Genomic DNA, 16,726 nt, shown 5'->3' on the forward strand with positions numbered 1-16,726 from the left:
ACCATCCATCACCCCTGATGCATCAGTTGCAGCCAGGAAAGAACGAGGTTGACTAACATTATATTTTATTTGGATCTCCATCAAGCTCTCACACTGCGCAATATATCGTCAGAGTGTATCCCGAAATTGATCCGCTAGCCTTGTGGGCGAAGCAGTGAAAAAGGATTGGCGGGCAACTGTTTTTTGCTCCGAGTTTTTCTAAAAAATAAGGATTTTGCTTATTTTGTTATTTTAGCACCCATGCATAATGTTCTTTAACATTGGATCCGTAATCATTGTTTAACCTGTTGAGCGCCACTATTACCAGCCAACCGCCGCCTCTTATTAACCAAGGAGATATTTAAATGTCAACTTTACGCAAAATGAACCTGCTGCAATGTACGCTCATGTCGACCGCAGTGCTGAGTGGCTGCAGCGCCAATCATTATTCGGTACACCAGGTAGATCTGCTCGACTCCGCCCAATCTGAGGTAATAACGGTTGATGCCAAGCGAAGATTCCTGGTTAGCAATGTCGTTACAGAAACGACTGAGGCAAAACCAGCCACACCCGCTATACCAGACACACCCGCTACAAAAGGCCATCCAGCCATGCCAGCTGAACCAAAAAAGATCGAACAATTTCGACGTTACTGTGCTGAACCAAGTCCGGATGTATTTTCCGTGTTAGGCCAAGCGTTTAGCGGTGGTGCCAGTTTCGGTCAAGCAGCTGACCCTAAATCCATGAATATCGACTTGCAGGCCGCGTTTTCAAGCAGCGAAATGGGATCTACCATTTCTCGCACACAAACCATCAATATGCTGAAAGAAATGATGTACCGTACTTGCGAAAGGTTCTTGAACGGGCAGATCGGTGCGTTTGAATATCCCATCATCGCGGCGAGAGATCAACGAATCATGACATCAATCTTGGCAATCGAGCAATTGACGGGCACCGTGCTGCCCAAGCCGGTGGTCATTGCCGCAACCGGAAGCGCGTCTACAGGGCAATCAACAAATGATGCGATCCTTAGCCTGGACAATGCCAATAAAGAGATGGCCAAGAAAAAAACTGCTTCCGAAACAGCACAAAAAGAGTTCGCCGCGATCGACAATCCAGAGGGCTCTTGTGCAACATTGATGGCCAAAAAAGAAGATGAGGTGACGGCTGAAGAGGACAAAACAAAGCTAAAAAAGTGTAAAGAAAAACAAGGCAAACTCACGATAGCAAAAGAAGAGTTTAACAGTGCTAAAAATCATTATGACCTTCTCGCTAGCCTTGCAGGTAAGCCGGGTGTTTCAACTGCAACAACAAACGCGCTTTTGTTATCGCCTAAAACAGAGGCTGATTCTAATATTGAACAGGCAAAATCCGAAACAATAAAGGCTGTTGCTTTCGTTGTTGATAAGATCGTTAAACGTTCCTTTGATCAGGGTGATGAAACCTCATTTTTTTGCTACAGCGTCTTAAATAGTAAGCCGGAGGACGGCGCAGTACGGCAAGCCTGTCTCGACTTTCTTACAAAAAAGTTGAAAGATGATGCCGCTCAAGCGGATCTTAAAGCCGCTCAGTCTCTGAAAGAAACTCTTGAAATATCCGAGCAAATAAAGAATTTGAAAAGGGCTCAAGGCAAGTAGACATGGACAAGCTTGCAGAAAGAATTGAATCCGCCATACGAATAAATCAGGCTGGATGGTTTTAGGGAGGCGCTGATTAATTTGCGTTTTAAAATTCACATGGTTAGGAATCAATTTATTACGTGCGCAATTACGTAAAATTTTGAATTAATTAGCGTCTCCTTAGTAAACGAGAATGACCAAGGTTTAAGGAAGCTGCAATACCAGAAAAAGATGCGACGAATAAATGTATCAAGCTTCGGGAGCAGGTAAGCAGAGATTAAGAGGTTGTGTATAAACTCACATATGGAGTAACAAATCATGATTTCTGATACAGCAATTCAAGAAGCAATGGCAATGGGTCGCAGACAGGCTGAATCCATAATTTCATTTCGAGACAAAGAGCTTAAAAAGAGAAAAGCTGCGATTACTGCACTACCTAAATCAGTGCGCAGCATGGCTGCATTAGAACCTGAGATGATGGCGATACAAAAATCACTTGGGCCGCAAGCCAATGATGTGTTGGTTGCTGAAGGAGATTCTTGGTTTGATTATCCACTTCATGATGTTTTGCGAATTCTAGAAGATCACTATGGTTATGACGTTGAATCTGTGGCTAACAAAGGTGACAGAGTTGAAGATATGGCCTATTCCGGCGGGCAACTCGAAGAGTTCACGCGCCGTATTGAAAAAGTGCTTCGTAATGGCCCTGTTCCTCGTGCAATTCTCCTGTCCGGCGGTGGCAATGATATTGCAGGTGACGAATTTGGGATGTTGTTAAATCACGCTGAATCTGCAATAGCCGGACTAAACAAAACTATAGTAGATGGAATAATAAACGAGCGGATGAAGATTGCTTATGTGACCATCATCAGCAAGATCACAAACGTATGCCAGATGCGTATCGGTCGTTCTCTACCGATCATAATTCACGGGTATGACCATCCTGTCCCAGATGGACGAGGATTTCTTGGAGGCTGGTGGTTTTTGCCTGGACCTTGGCTTGAGCCGGGGTTTCGCGAGAAAGGTTTCGATAAACTTCCAGCTCGAATTGGTATAGCAAAAGAACTTATAGATTGTTTTAACACGATGCTTAGTAAAGTCGCATCGCTCCCAGAATTTGCTCATGTGCATTATATTGATCTGCGCGGGACACTATCAGCGGCGAATAACTACAAAGACGACTGGGATAACGAGTTGCATCCAAGTGAAAGTGGCTTCGAAAAGGTGACTAGCAAGTTCGCACAGGTCATTGCTAAGTTGTAACCTATTGCTGTCCCAATTTTTTATTAAAAAAGGGCGTTACCATTTTATTTTTCATTTTCTGCCTTCCTGGTTGTCTTTGTGAGAGATACTTCAACTGCGTTCGCCGTTTGTTTTTGCATTTGTAATCAGTTGCCAAAGTGTCGTCGCACCATTTTTTTCATAAGGGCTCTCATTTCTGCTTCAGATGCGTGAACGGTCGTTTCGTAAACTTTACTGGCAATGCTCGAGAATACCTTGAGTAATTTTGGGTCAAAGTGGGTGCCCGATCCTTTCTGAAGAATATCCATTACCTCATTTAGCGGTAGCGGGTTTTTGTAGGGGCGTTTTGAACACAGGGCGTCAAATACATCAACTATGGCAAATATGCGTGCAAGGAAAGGGATGGCTTCACCGGCTAGTCCTCGCGGATACCCTGAGCCGTCCCATTTTTCATGGTGGGCGGCTACTACCTCTCTAGCGCCATCCAGCCAGCCACTGCCGGTGATGATTTCTTCGCCGATTGTAACGTGAGTGCGCATCACTTTCATTTCATCCTCTGTCAGCTTGGCTGGCTTGAGCAGAATCGCATCGGGAATCCCGATTTTTCCGGTATCGTGTAAAAAGCTGCCGGCAATTAATGCTTGCATCCGGTCTCCCTTAATTCCGAGAGTCTCGGCCAGGATGGCGGAGACCCATGCCACACGATAGTTGTGCGTGCCCGTAATCGAATCACGTTTGGCAATCGCACGTCCTAGCGCCTCCATCATCGAAATATGCGATTCAAGCAACTCTTGAGCTTTGTGTTGATTTTCGGAGGAGAGACGAATCACGACGGGGAATAGCACGCCACCACACAGTAAAGATGCCAATCCCACCATCAAAGCGACCATAAGAGAATCCATCAGAATCTGTTTTTTCTGCCACGCGGGGACAAGACGAGTCCCTTCGAAATAGCCCGCCAGATTTCCATTTTCCTCCCGCAAGGGCGTAAATACTTGCAAGACCCAACGATCTGCGGACAAATTAAAGCTTTCATAAATGGGGGTTTGATAGCTTGGCGGCGCGTGATGGTGGATTTCCTGCTCAAGTAATTGCCCCTCAGCAGTCATGGCCTCGGCCAGTTTGATTCCGTTTGAATCGTAGATTTCTGCAATCTCAAATAATCCCTCTGCCAAGGTGCGTGCAGCCTTTTCGGCATTTACGCTTATCTCATGAGAGTCGGGCCGGTGCATTAGCAGGCGGTGTGACTCTTCCATGGCAAAAGAGACGATGCCTTTCTCGGCATTTAGACGCGATATGTACCAAGCCAGAGGGCTGGCAATACTGGCAAGGGTCAGCGATACCATCGCAATCTTGAGTGCAACTTTGCGTTTGAAAGTGATCACGACTAAGTCCAATATATTTTTGGGTAGCGGTAAGCAACAAATTGAGTGCAATTTGGTGCAAGCGCGTGCTGATTTGGATTATGAGCTTGTCTTATTTTTGATTGATCCGGCACGGTGAAGTATTAACTTCGTTCGAGCTGAGCTTGTCGAAGCCCATCCACCTTTCGACGGGCTCAAGGCGAACGGACTTCAGACATAATCTGGCCGAATCAATAGAATGCCAAGAATTATTTCTTATACTGCCAGCTTTTGCTGAGTAAGCCAATCAACGTAGTACTCAGCATGCTGACATATCCCTCCCGGCTCGGAGTAGCGGAGTTCCGGCTACGCATTCGTTACGTGATACATGAGATGGCAAGCCAAGCTGGAAAAGCTCGGTGAGCATGGCGATTAAATTGGCTGAGTTAGCAATGCTGTGCGAATCTTCAGAAGCGTATTTGTCTTGACACAGGAATAATGTAATCCAGATTAATGGTTACAATTCGAAAATCCTGTGTAACTCTGTGGTTTAAAAATGCTGATCTTAAATCTGACGCCCGCCGACCTGCGTATCAACATCGATTCCAATTTGCTCGGGTTTTCTGATACTTCAGAATTGCTGACGTATCCACTACCCTGGATCGGGCAGGAGCGCGCGGAAATGGCCGCCCGCTTTGGTCTTGGAATGGATCAGCCGGACTATAACCTGTTCGTATTGGGTGAAGTCGGCAGTGGCCGCACTTCGTTACTCAGACAAGCGATGCAGGTAGCCGCCGCAAATAAAGCGGTGCCGCCTGACTTATGTTATCTGCATAATTTCGACGCACCGGAAAGACCCCAGGCTCTGTATTTGCCTGCCGGGCAGGGACGCCTGCTGCGCCAACTCATGGTGCATATGACGATATCCCTGCAGACAGATATACCACAATGTCTGGAGGGGCAGGGTTTCAAAGTGGAAAGCGAGCGCATTGTAAAAATCTACAAGGAAGAAGAAAGCAAGAACTACGCCGAACTCGAGGCATTTGCCGAAGCCCGCAAGTTTGCTATTCAGCGTGAGGCAGGGCGTATGGTTTTCACTTTATTGGATAAAGAAAGGCATGCACTTACTGAAGATGAAGTGCTTGTATTGCCGAAAGAACACCGGGCTGAGATAGAGCAGGCTGAGCAGGAACTGCACGCGAAGATTACCAGCTATTTTGAGAAAACCCGGCCGCTGGAGAGGGCTATGAATGATGCTTTGGCGGTCTTGCGGCGCCAAGTCGTGGAGCCGTTGTTGAATCATGAATTACAGGGAATCAGGGACGGATTGAAACAGGAGATCAAAGATGACGTCAAGCTTAGTGCTTATCTGGAGCGGGTCATGCAGGACGTACTCGATCATCTTGAGCAGTTCAAGGTTTCCGATACGGATGAGGAAAGTCGGCAGGAGGTATTAAGCAAAGTATTATCCCGTTACCGGGTTAACCTGGTAGTGGACAATGATGGCCTGAGCGGTGCGCCGGTAATCGTTGAAGATAATCCATTATTCCGTTCACTGTTTGGCAGTATTGAATATCAGACCGGGAGCGATGTGCTGGTAACTGATTTTACCCGCATCCGCGCTGGGAGTTTGCACAAAGCCCACGGGGGTTTTCTCATGCTGCATCTACGCGATTTGCTGGCCGATGATATGGTGTGGGGGAAGCTGCGGCGCTTGTTGCGTAGTGGCAAGCTGCAAATCGAAGAGCCGGGTACCGCTCTTACACCGATTGCGGCCGTCTCCCTTGAACCCGAAGCCGTGAAGGTTGAAGTTAAGATCATTCTGATTGGTTCGCGCGAACAGTATTATGAGTTGCAGGAGGAGGATCCGGAGTTCGCACGCCGCTTTCGGGTCAAAGTAGACTTTGCCGAAAGCTTTTTATCCAGTGCTGAAACTCGCCGTGCTTCGTCAATTTTTATTGCCCATGCTTGCCAGGAGATGGGGCTGCCGCATTTTTCCGCCGCCGCCGTAGCACGTTTGCTAGAAGATTCCCATCGAGAAGCGGACGACCAATCTCGTCAAAGCGCGATCTTCGCCCGTACTGAGGCCCTGGTAATGGAAAGTGCTGCGCTCTGCCGCGCTCGTGCCGGCCTTTTAGTTGATGCAGCGGATGTAGAGGCTGCACTTCAGGCGCACATCTTGCGCCACGATTATCCCGCTCAGCGCTTGCAAGAATCCATTGCAGAAGGTGATTTGCTGATTACGGTGCATGGTGAGAAGGTGGGCCAGCTCAACGGTCTTTCCCAGATAGATCTGGGGGATTACCGTTTTGGTTTTCCAATACGAGTCACGGCGCGCACCTTTGCTGGTGAAGATGGTTTGCTCAATATTGGACGCGAGGTGGAAATGTCCGGGCCGATCCACGATAAGGGCGTGTTCATTTTGCAGAACTATCTGTCCGCTTTATTTGCCCATATTGCACCGCTCGCGCTTAATGCTTCAATTGTTTTTGAACAGGACTATTACGGGGTAGAGGGTGATTCTGCTTCCTGTGCCGAACTTTATGTTTTACTTTCATCTTTGTCGGGTTTGCCTCTCAAGCAAGGTATTGCGGTTACCGGCGCGGTCAATCAGTACGGAGAAGTGTTGCCGGTGGGTGGAATTAACGAAAAAATAGAAGGTTATTTTCGCGTCTGCGAAACGGCTGGCTTGGACGGCAGCCAGGGCGTGCTGATTCCACACCGTAATCGCCGGAATCTGATGTTGGAACACAAGGTCATCGAGGCCGTCGCTAAAGGTTTATTTCATATCTACACCGCAGAGCATACAAACGAAGGCATAGAACTGCTTACCGGTTTCCCGGTCGGCATCGCGAACGGAATGGGTCATTATCCTTATGACAGCGTGCTGGGCCACGCCCAGAAAACCTTATTGGCCTATCGCCGCGCCTGTCAGGTGCAGGAACATCCGAAGGAAGGACGCAAGCATTTGCGTTGAGTAACGGGAGCAGGCTTCAAAGATCCTCATGCAGTGCGTCTTTTATTTTCTGAATATCAGCACTGGGCACAAAGCTTTTGATACATGCCGACCCTGTTACCCGGAAGGTTAATGGATAACACCTTTGATGGAATTGTTTAGCCCGGTTCTAATTTTTGGTACTTCGATGCTTTTCCTATAGCTTCTTTAAAATTAAGTGCGTCGCATATTTTAAGAGTTTTGTTTAATCAAAAATAAGCAATTTGCTTATTCGTCTTTTTTATGTGTGGTTTTATTATGTAATTACCATCGGAATAGTATTAAAAAATTGATACTTGGAGGTAATACATGTCAGGTGAAGTGGTAAGGGTGATCGCGAGGATCACTGCTCAGCTCGATAAAGTTGAGGAACTTAAATCTGTATTGCTGGGTCTTGTTGAACCTACGCGAGCAGAAAAGGGTTGCGTCAGCTATCAGCTCATACAAGATAAAACCAACCTTGCCGAGTTCGTCTTTATTGAAGAATGGATCAGCGATTCGGCGATAGATGCGCATATGACATCTTCTCATGTACAAGATGCTTTCTCGAAGGCTCAATCGTTGCTCGCCAAAGCGCCTGATATCAGAAAGTATGTGATTCTCCGATAAATAGCATCAGTAATTTACGATTGATTAGTCGTCCCCAATCATCAGTTCGAGGTGCTCAATGAACGATATTACGATCTCTCAACCCTATCATGGCTTGCTTGAAAATGAAGGCCACATTCGCAGTAATTGGGGACTGAGCCATACAACGAAACCCGCCGTTTATGTCGAACCGATAAGCTACGCTGATGTGCAGGCCGTGGTGCGCGACGAGCAGCGGTTTCCAACCCCTGTACATCCGGTTGGTTCACTGCTATCGGTGACATCTACTATCGTCAATGACGGCGGGACGATGTTGTGTACGCGTAAGCTCGACGAAATTCTAGGCCTCGAATCAGACAGCACAGGAAGAAAGGTGGTTCGGGTGCAGGCGGGGTGCCGCCTTAAAAAGCTCAACATGTGGCTTCAGGCACGTAGAATGGAAATCCCGTTTCAGGCGGAAATCGGCGAGGCCACCGTAGGCTCCGTCGCGGTTGGAGATACCAAGGATTCATCGTTGGATGGCCTCGGTTATTTTTCCACGCATGTCGTCGCGCTGACCTATGTTGACGACAAAGGCAAGCTTTGCACACTGTCTGACTATAAGGATGGCATTGTGTTTCATGAGTTCAAGTGTTCGTTTGGACTCTCCGGCATCGTCGTCGAATGCCAAATCAAAGTGCGCCCGGCTACGCTTTGCAGGTCGGAGATATCATTGGAAGTTTTTCAGTCGCCGGAGGAGCTTGCCTATCGGTTGATTAGCAAACGTGAGGCGTGTGACGCTTTGTTTGCGATTGTATTTCTCAATCAACTGGCGAGTTTCTTAGATAAGCGATTCAAGGCGGGTTTCGGTTCGGTAACGCCCGCTTCGTCACAGCCTGCCTGTGAGGAATTTCGCATCGCAAAGCGCTTGGCGATCCAGCACGGATTTGAGGGGGTCGAAGTGCCGCAACCCAAAGAGTTTATCTACTCCCGCCATGACTTTGTTAATGAGTACTGGCGCCCATCAGCGGATGAGCGCCGTCTTGACTTCCAGTTTTATGAGCACGATATCACGCAACTTACCCGTGTCATCGTCGACTCCTATAAATTTACCAAGGATTTTGAACAGCAGACCGGCTATGCACCGAACGGATGGGCGACCTATTTCGTTCATCGCCCGGAAAAAGAGAAGAAGCCTTTCGGACTTTACTCGGGTGGTACCGGGATTTCATTCTCGTTTGACCCGATTTGTTCCAACCCTGCAGAACCTCGCTGGCAACGTTTCGCACAGGAATATAATAAACTGGCGATTAATTCGCTTGGCGGCAATGTCTCACCAATCCAAACACAATGGTTAGTGCCTGGCGACGTAAAAATTCCGAAAAAGTTGGCTTACCCGCGTTTTACAACGAAGTACTACGAGCAGTTTCTCGAGTAAAAGAAAATAATAAAATGGTGGCAGCCTTCTGTGGCCCTGGCTTAAGGCCAAACGTAGAGAGAAACTGAAAAATTGTTGTTCATGTCATCCAGCTTGGGAGGCTATATTGAATACTGCATTGAAAATTGGCATCGTCGGTATCGGACAGGTCGGCAGTACCACCGCCTACTCGTTGGTGTTACAGGGAGTGGGCAGTGAATTGGTACTGGTCGATCAAAATCGCGCACTGGCCGAAGCGCATGTCATGGATATCCTGCACGCGACTCCTTTTTCCCATCCGGTTCATCTTCGCAGTGGTGATTTTTCCGATCTGGTCGGATGTGGATTAGTGATTGTGGCAGCGGGTGTCGGTCAGCTGCCGGGTGAAACGCGCATGCAGCTGCTGCAAAGGAATGCCGCCATCTTTGCCAACATTGTGCCGCGGATCGTGCGGCACGCGGCAGATGCCATTCTGCTGGTGGCGACCAACCCGCTTGACGTGATGACGCAAATCACACACAGGCTGGCCGGTTTACCGGCGGGCCGAGTGCTCGGGAGCGGAACCATCCTGGACACCGCACGCTTTCGTGCGCTACTTGGAGAGTTATGCAAGGTTTCACCGAGTTCGGTGCATGCGTATGTGCTGGGTGAGCACGGCGATTCAGAAGTGCTGCTGTGGTCAGGTGCCGAGATAGCGGGTATTCCGCTGGAACAGTTTGCCGCTTTGTGCGGCTGTCCGTTGACGACTGATTTTAAAAATCAGGTTGACCAAAGCGTACGCCGCGCCGCTTACCGTATCATCGATGGCAAAGGTGCCACGTATTATGGGATCGGTGCCGCGCTTGCACGCTTGAGCCGCTGCATTCTTTATGACGAACGCACGGTGTTTACCGCTTGTTCGGTGGTGCCGGAGGTCGAAGGTGTGACCGACGTTGCGCTCTCTCTGCCGTTGATAATCGGACAAACGGGGATTCAAGCCACGCTACGGCCGCCGATGAATCAGGATGAACGGAAAGCGCTGCATGAGAGTGCATTGCTGATCAAAAGCAGTGCCGCCAGCCTGGGGTATTGAGGGATTGCCTTTGACGCGGTGGTCCGGCAAGCCATCCACAAAACGTTTCATTGCCAGCATGAAATCAATTTTTCGCGGTTTGCACCAGGCCTTCAAAAGCACCCCCCATGCCTAGTCGTAAATGTGTGAAAATAGCGACTGCAAATCGGGCATTTAAATAAATCCTAATAATAAAGGCGACAAATTGGTACAACCTAATTTTCAATTCGAAAAGCGTCAAAAAGAATTAGCCAAGAAAAAAAAGAAAGAAGAAAAAAAGCAGCGCAAATTAGAAGATAAAGCCCCGTCTTCCTCAGACCAGTCCGGTCACGTTAACGATGAAAGCTCGTCTACCTAAATCAGTACAGTGTAGTTTTCGGTGGCTGGCTTGCCAGTAAAGCGCGAGAGTAATGCCTGATACCTACACTGATTGCCCCAAGTGCGGATACAAGTTACCGCAATCTTTACCGAGCAATGCCGCATGCCCTGCCTGCGGTATTTATTTTTTTAAGTGGCAATCATTAACAGAAGCCACCGTGATCTACGATGTCGATCCAGATACGACCACTCGTAGTTGGCGCAAATACACGCAAGATTTTTTCACGCCCAAGGAACAGATGGATGAGCTATCTTTCTATGGACGTTGTCTGCTGCTCGTTCTTCTGACAGGGTGGAGCTGGAGACTATTTACTTATGATTACCGCAGCGGCGAGATTGGCGGCTCCTTCATGCACAACATCCTGCTTCCCATCCACGAGGCCGGGCACGTGTTGTTTATGCCCTTCGGTCAGTGGCTTACTATCCTCGGCGGCAGCTTGTTCCAACTGGCATTACCCGGCGGGATTGCCATTGCCTTTATCTGGAAAAATCGCGACAACTTCGGTGCAGCGATCGGGCTATGGTGGACAAGTGTCAGCTTGATAGACCTTGCACCCTACATTTATGATGCACTGCGACCGCAATTAATTTTGCTCGGAGGTAGCGTCGGCGAAGACGGCCCGCACGATTGGATATATTTACTCGATAGCTTTGGTCAGCGCTCCAATGCTCAGCACTGGGGCGCGCTGGCTCATTCGTTTGGCGGCTTGGTTATGCTTGTCGCGCTAAGTTGGGCAGGTGCTGTGTTGTGGCGGCAGCGATTGAAATTGACTAAGTCGTTGAGCGCCGACTAGTTGCGCTCAATGTCCGCGAGTGGACGGTACTTTTAGCAACACCCGTTCCACCTGCGCACTGTCATTCCCATCGCTCAACCATACCTGCCCATCCTGAATGGTGCATTGCAGCTGCATATTGCGTTGAGCCAGCTTGGCGATGGCGCGCGTATTTTCCATGGGCAGGTTAATCACGCTCAGATTCTTGAGCCGTTCGAATTGACTGCTGTTTTGTGCGAACCACATATCTGCTTTCGTCGCAACACGTCGTTGTTTATAAAAAATATTTCATGACATATCAATTATATGCTGCGTTAATATTTTGTATTCGCGCCTAGTTTTGCTTAGCGCTATGAATTTATAGAAATGTCCTGAAAAAAGGAATGAGAAAGGTCAGGCTGTTTATGGTAAACGGTGGTATTTACGGTTAGCCGGGTATCCGTAATATCGGATAGAGGCTCGCTGGATTTTGTCTGCTCATCTGCTGAATGCAGCCTTTATTTTTCATGATGCCGCATCCAAAACGTTTATTCCGTGCGTTGCAGCATTCCTGGCATCCAGCAGGCTGGAAAGGAATTGGCACGTGGTTGAAAATATTCCAGAATGCGTGCACGTGGGTTGATTAGTCTTTCTCCGCTTAGGGTAGTAAAGGCGTAACCTTCGTACTGAGAAACCGAGTCTAACACCGGGCAGGTGATCTAAGCCGTCTCCGCCTTCCGTCGTTATGAGCTATACGATACCGTGGTGGCAAAAAATTGGAATGATGCATCCCACTCAATCCGGCTAATTCAATCTAACCAACTCTATTGCTTGATATGCATAACCGGCGTATGGTCGAGCCTGTTCGTAGCTTGTGGTGCGGCCATCACACTGGCGAACTTCTAAACCTACAGGAGGAGACACGATGAACATGCAACGGTCTCACGGTCTTACGGTCTTATTAATACTTACTGGCTTCACGCTCTTCAGTAACAACGCCCTGGCGGATAAAGAAGCCACTACACCTGAAGTACGCAAACTTGCCGTTTTGTTGAATTACAGCAAAAACGATACTCACCACCCCATCAAAGCTGAAGATCTGGAACAGGAATTTAAAAATCCACAATCTGCCTCAGCGGACCACAGCCGGCGATTTTCCCATCCGTCACGAGTCAGTTTACTACTCACCCACCGCTTGCCGGATGACTACCGCGCCACCCTGCCGGATGACGACCCGGAAGAATTACTCCATCGCTACGTCGTTCTTGAATATCCAGATACTGCTAGCACCATGGCGGCTAAAGCAATATTGAAAAATGACCTTGGCGTGCTCTTTGTCCAAGAAAGTACTTTCAGTGAATTTTCAGTTGCCCCTTCCGACCCACTATATCCGGTAACCACGCCCGTTCAAAATTACCAATGGGGTATCAACAACCCATTAAATTTACAGGCTGCCTGGAATACTGTCCGTGGCACGGCTTATCTCGCTCACCTGGATAACGGCGTTCAAAGTGGTAGGGTACCGGGTATTCCAGTACATGAAGATTTGACGCAAGCATGGCGTTCGCACTTTACGTTCAATGTGGCGGGAGGTGATGATGTTGATGAGCATCCAGACCAACTAATTATCGCAGGTTATCCTGCGGGTTTTGCGGGACATGGTACACATACAGCCGGGATCATGGCCGCAGCGACCAGTCGGCTTGGCGTGGCTTCAGGCTACCCTAATCCATCTTCAATAGGAGGGGCAGGCGTTTGCTGGTATTGCACCTTGATGGTGGCAAAGATAAGTCGGATCATTGTTAATACAAGAATTACTCTAGATGACATAGTCGACATACCCAATGCTATCAATTGGGCTGTCAAATCAGGGGCGCAAGCGATCAATCTAAGTTTAGGGGGTAGGGATCCAAACTGTACTCTAAACGTTCATCACCCTTATTGTCTTGCACTTAAGACGGCTTCATTCAGAGAGGTAATCGTCGTGGCTGCTGCGGGCAATGATGATAGCAGCGTGGGTGGTAGTGGGTATGGGCTCGGGACAACCCTTAATTATCCGGCGATAAGCCCTTACACAATTGCTGTTGGCGCAACCCAAGCATACTCCGGGACACGAGGAAATCTCTGGACTGAAGAGAACCCACAGCGGTACGTCCAAGGATCAAGCACCGGTCCAGGAATGGAAACTCACGGTATTCTTGCTCCTGGCCGGGATGTTCTGTCATCGTTTTATTATGGAAAGAATTGGAATACAACCAGTCGTTGTGGAAGCAGCTCATCAATGGGAACTTCCAAGGGGCCAAACTACGGAGTTTGTACCGGCACTTCCATGGCGACCCCACATATCACGGGTATCATTGGACTATTGCGCACCGTTAACCCGTTATTAAGTGCCAGCCAAATTACCAACGCACTGTTAAGCTCAGGTGACAATGCCGCCGCCCCTAACACCACGCGCGGCTATGGCGTACCGAATGCGGCAACTGCGGTCAATAATGTGCTGGCAACTACTAATCGATTAACTCCGCTATTTAGCCATTACAGCAGCGTAGCAACAGATCATTTCTATACCGTTGTGCCACAGATGGCGCGTGCCTCACTCACATACGGAATGCTCCCTTATGCCCAAACCGCCACACAATATTTTCCTTACGGCACAACAATAAATGAATACCCCCAGTTTGCAGCACCTCAGCTCGTCAGCTATACCAGCCCACTTGCGGAAGTATGGGTATTCTCAACCCACGTAAACCCATTTAGCACCAGCGTAGAGCTCAAACCGTTGTACAGGCTAAGCTGGAAATGCGGCGATCCCGGAGTTTCAATATGCGGAACCAACCCTAAGCACGTCAGCCATTTTTACACAACGAGCCTGGCAGAGGCGCAAAGCTATATTGGATCAGCCTATTACAAGTTGGATGGTATTGAGGGCTACATATACCCAACCAGCCTGAGCAAACCCGCCAACGCAACCCCGTTGATGCGCGCTTACAACGCGGCTCTGGACGATTACGCCCTTTTCCCGCAGCAAAAGCAAACCGTCATGGCAAACCAGGGATATACCCAAAATCTGGTGACATTAGGCTATGTTTATTTGAATAATGGCGGCCGTCCGGCTACGTATTAATGTGGGAATGGAAAGGTAATCATTATGAAAAACATGTATAAAAAAATGATGAGCGTAGTGTTACTACATTTGTTGAATAGCAGCTTAATGCGCCTGTGCGTACATATTAAAAATGTGCTGTGCAATTTTCGAATCAATGATTTCTTGTTCGCACAAAAGATGATTGTGATCGGGATGGCGACGGGGATGATGGCAGTGGCTACAGCAGAAAATATAACAATACATCCAGCCAATCCGAAAAGTCTTGAGTCAGTTGTACTCAGAATACACAGTTACAACATGTGCCTGAACGGTTTTCCTAGTACCCAAGTTAAACAAATTAGCTCAACTATTAGAGTAGACCTAAGGACGGGCAATTGTAATATAGGTTTTGTTGCATTGCCGAATTCGATCATGGATGTAGATATCAAGCTGGGGCAATTACCATCAGGTGTATTCAATGTTGATATTTTTGAAACAATTGATTTACCTTCTGGTGGCGCAGGTATTCAGCCAAGACAACTTGGCTCAGTGCAATTTACCGTCACCGACAACAATGCCGGTAAAACCGGCCCGGTTCCTCTCGTTGACTATACCGACCATTGGTGGAACCCACAGGAATCCGGCATGGGTTTCAGTATCATGCAACACCCCAGTGACCGGATATTTGCCGCGTGGTTTGTGTATGACCAAGCGGGCCAGCCTATATGGTATACGCTCCAGCCGGGACAATGGTTAAGCTCTACTGCTTATTCTGGCCCTATCTACAAAACCACGGGGACGTATCTGGGCACAACATACAACCCCGGCCAACTTACCGTAACGTCGGTTGGGACGGGTACATTTATATTCCACGATTATTCGAGTGCTACCTTTAACTACACAGTGGACGGCATCACAGGGACAAAAGAAATTACGCGGTTATCTTTTTAATCTGCAAAATATGTTTCAAGCCTTGAAGATTGCCATTGTTTTTGCCCCGCATACGCGGGGCAAAAACATAAACACCGATCAGCTGTATTCAATACTCATGAGTGGACGGTACTTTTAGCAACACCCGTTCCACCTGCGCACTGTCATTCCCATCGCTCAACCATACCTGCCCATCCTGAATGGTGCATTGCAGCTGCATATTGCGTTGAGCCAGCTTGGCGATGGCGCGGGTATTTTCCAGCGGCAGGTTAATCACGCTCAGATTCTTGAGCCGTTCGAATTGACTGCTGTTTTGTGCGAACCACATATCTGCGACGCGACCGCCATAGGTGTAAACAATCACCTGATTAGAGCGGCCGCAGGCTTTACGTATTAGTTTTTCGTCGGGAAGCCCGACATCTATCCACAACTCAATCACACCCGTTAAATCTTTCCGCCACAAATCCGCCTCATCATCAGCGGTCATCCCCTGGCCAAACTCCAGATATTTATGGGCATGCAACGCAAAGGCTAACAGCCGCACCATCATGCGCTCGTCCGTTTCAGAAGGATGTCGTGCAAGAGTAAGCGCGTGGTCCTGGTAATAGTGACGTTCTATGTCCGCGATTTGCAGATTGGCTTTGAAGATGGTTGCTTTAATAGCCATATAGCTCCTGGATTCGTCTCATGCAGAAGTAGGCTTCTGCCAAATTATTCCACCACCCGGCCACGCATACTTTTGGTTACACCATGCTTGGCTTTGCTGTCCATACGCTTTTTTTGCGAACTGCGCGTAGGTTTTGTTGCACGACGGACGGTGGGCAACACCGCGATACTCTGCACCAACTCCTTCAAGCGTCGTAATGCTTCACCACGATTCATTTCCTGACTGCGAAATTCCTGCGCCTTAATGATTATCACGCCGTCTTTGGTGATACGGTGATCATGCAGTTCAAGGAGCCGCGCTTTAAATGCTTCCGGCAACGATGAGGCATTGATGTCGAAACGCAGATGCACAGCGCTGGAAACCTTGTTGACATTCTGTCCGCCCGCTCCCTGCGCACGCACGGCGGTTAACTCGATCTCATGATCAGCAATGGTAACGTTGTGGGAGATATACAGCATGAAAATTATGCAAGCACTGTGATGCGCACGTCGCCTAGGGTTACCACCGATCCTGCACGTATTTTGCAGGTTTTGCGCAATTCTATGTGCCCGTCCACCGATACCACACCTTCTGCGACCAGTTTCTTACCCGCTCCGCCGCTATCGCACACGCCAACCATTTTAAGCAGTTGGTTCAGCTCGATAAATTCGCCATTAAGCTTGAATTCAAATTGTTGCATGGAAGTCTTTATGGAAGAA

Annotated in this window: 16 protein-coding genes; 11 read left to right on the forward strand and 5 right to left on the reverse strand. The window is 48.4% G+C overall.

The window, feature by feature from the left end; genetic code table 11:
* The first annotated feature begins 344 nt into the window (after nt 1-344).
* Both W01_RS12135 and W01_RS12140 read left to right on the forward strand, forming a co-directional pair.
* Nucleotides 345-1,616 (forward strand): hypothetical protein, encoded by a 1,272-nt coding sequence (locus tag W01_RS12135; protein ID WP_173055068.1) that lies wholly within the window; start codon nt 345-347, stop codon nt 1,614-1,616.
* A 300-nt stretch (nt 1,617-1,916) separates the two neighbouring features.
* Nucleotides 1,917-2,861, forward strand: coding sequence for a GDSL-type esterase/lipase family protein (locus W01_RS12140; protein ID WP_173055070.1), 945 nt, complete (start codon nt 1,917-1,919; stop codon nt 2,859-2,861).
* Nucleotides 2,862-2,986: 125 nt separating this feature from the next.
* Here W01_RS12140 and W01_RS12145 read toward each other — a convergent pair whose 3' ends face one another.
* A complete protein-coding gene (locus tag W01_RS12145; protein WP_173055072.1) occupies nt 2,987-4,225 on the reverse strand; it encodes an HD-GYP domain-containing protein in 1,239 nt (412 codons plus the stop codon).
* A 514-nt stretch (nt 4,226-4,739) separates the two neighbouring features.
* On the opposite strand from W01_RS12145, the gene W01_RS12150 reads away from it, so the two are divergent.
* The 6 genes from W01_RS12150 to W01_RS12175 all read left to right on the forward strand — a co-directional run bounded on the left by W01_RS12150 (nt 4,740) and on the right by W01_RS12175 (nt 11,385).
* Nucleotides 4,740-7,160, forward strand: a complete 2,421-nt coding sequence (locus W01_RS12150; protein ID WP_173055074.1) for a Lon protease family protein — start codon at nt 4,740-4,742, stop codon at nt 7,158-7,160.
* Nucleotides 7,161-7,487: 327 nt separating this feature from the next.
* Complete coding sequence (locus W01_RS12155) at nt 7,488-7,787, forward strand: putative quinol monooxygenase (protein ID WP_173055076.1); 300 nt, start codon at nt 7,488-7,490, stop codon at nt 7,785-7,787.
* A gap of 58 nt (nt 7,788-7,845) precedes the next feature.
* Nucleotides 7,846-9,183 carry an FAD-binding oxidoreductase gene (locus W01_RS12160; RefSeq protein WP_173055078.1) on the forward strand — a complete coding sequence of 446 codons (1,338 nt, stop codon included), beginning with the start codon at nt 7,846-7,848 and terminating at the stop codon, nt 9,181-9,183.
* Nucleotides 9,184-9,289: 106 nt separating this feature from the next.
* On the forward strand, nt 9,290-10,234 hold the full coding sequence (locus W01_RS12165) for an L-lactate dehydrogenase (protein WP_198421286.1): 945 nt from the start codon (nt 9,290-9,292) through the stop codon (nt 10,232-10,234).
* Nucleotides 10,235-10,418: 184 nt separating this feature from the next.
* The gene (locus tag W01_RS12170; RefSeq protein ID WP_173055080.1) at nt 10,419-10,571 is read left to right on the forward strand and encodes a hypothetical protein; all 153 of its coding nucleotides are present in this window, start codon (nt 10,419-10,421) and stop codon (nt 10,569-10,571) included.
* 52 nt (nt 10,572-10,623) lie between these two features.
* On the forward strand, nt 10,624-11,385 hold the full coding sequence (locus W01_RS12175; RefSeq protein ID WP_173055082.1) for a zinc ribbon domain-containing protein: 762 nt from the start codon (nt 10,624-10,626) through the stop codon (nt 11,383-11,385).
* Nucleotides 11,386-11,391: 6 nt separating this feature from the next.
* Here W01_RS12175 and W01_RS12180 read toward each other — a convergent pair whose 3' ends face one another.
* Entirely contained in the window at nt 11,392-11,649 is a 258-nt protein-coding gene (locus W01_RS12180; RefSeq protein ID WP_256380148.1) for a YaeQ family protein, read from the reverse strand.
* A gap of 224 nt (nt 11,650-11,873) precedes the next feature.
* On the opposite strand from W01_RS12180, the gene W01_RS14750 reads away from it, so the two are divergent.
* The 3 genes from W01_RS14750 (at nt 11,874) to W01_RS12195 (ending at nt 15,382) form a co-directional block, all read left to right on the forward strand.
* The gene (locus W01_RS14750; RefSeq protein WP_445082548.1) at nt 11,874-11,990 is read left to right on the forward strand and encodes a phosphoribosylformylglycinamidine synthase subunit PurQ; all 117 of its coding nucleotides are present in this window, start codon (nt 11,874-11,876) and stop codon (nt 11,988-11,990) included.
* Between the two features lie 278 nt (nt 11,991-12,268).
* Nucleotides 12,269-14,470: a S8 family serine peptidase gene (locus W01_RS12190; RefSeq protein WP_173055088.1), complete on the forward strand. Its 2,202-nt coding sequence runs from the start codon at nt 12,269-12,271 to the stop codon at nt 14,468-14,470.
* Between the two features lie 24 nt (nt 14,471-14,494).
* Nucleotides 14,495-15,382, forward strand: coding sequence for a hypothetical protein (locus W01_RS12195; protein WP_173055090.1), 888 nt, complete (start codon nt 14,495-14,497; stop codon nt 15,380-15,382).
* A gap of 88 nt (nt 15,383-15,470) precedes the next feature.
* Here W01_RS12195 and W01_RS12200 read toward each other — a convergent pair whose 3' ends face one another.
* Genes W01_RS12200 through W01_RS12210 form a run of 3 tightly spaced genes read right to left on the reverse strand, consistent with a single transcriptional unit; the run spans nt 15,471 to nt 16,707 of the window.
* Nucleotides 15,471-16,028 (reverse strand): YaeQ family protein, encoded by a 558-nt coding sequence (locus W01_RS12200; protein ID WP_173055092.1) that lies wholly within the window; start codon nt 16,026-16,028, stop codon nt 15,471-15,473.
* Between the two features lie 44 nt (nt 16,029-16,072).
* Entirely contained in the window at nt 16,073-16,486 is a 414-nt protein-coding gene (arfB, locus tag W01_RS12205) for an alternative ribosome rescue aminoacyl-tRNA hydrolase ArfB (RefSeq protein ID WP_173055094.1), read from the reverse strand.
* 5 nt (nt 16,487-16,491) lie between these two features.
* Nucleotides 16,492-16,707: an RNA-binding S4 domain-containing protein gene (locus tag W01_RS12210; RefSeq protein ID WP_173055095.1), complete on the reverse strand. Its 216-nt coding sequence runs from the start codon at nt 16,705-16,707 to the stop codon at nt 16,492-16,494.
* Nucleotides 16,708-16,726: the final 19 nt, after the last annotated feature.

Source organism: Candidatus Nitrotoga sp. AM1P (assembly GCF_013168275.1).
Classification (GTDB): Bacteria; Pseudomonadota; Gammaproteobacteria; order Burkholderiales; family Gallionellaceae; genus Nitrotoga.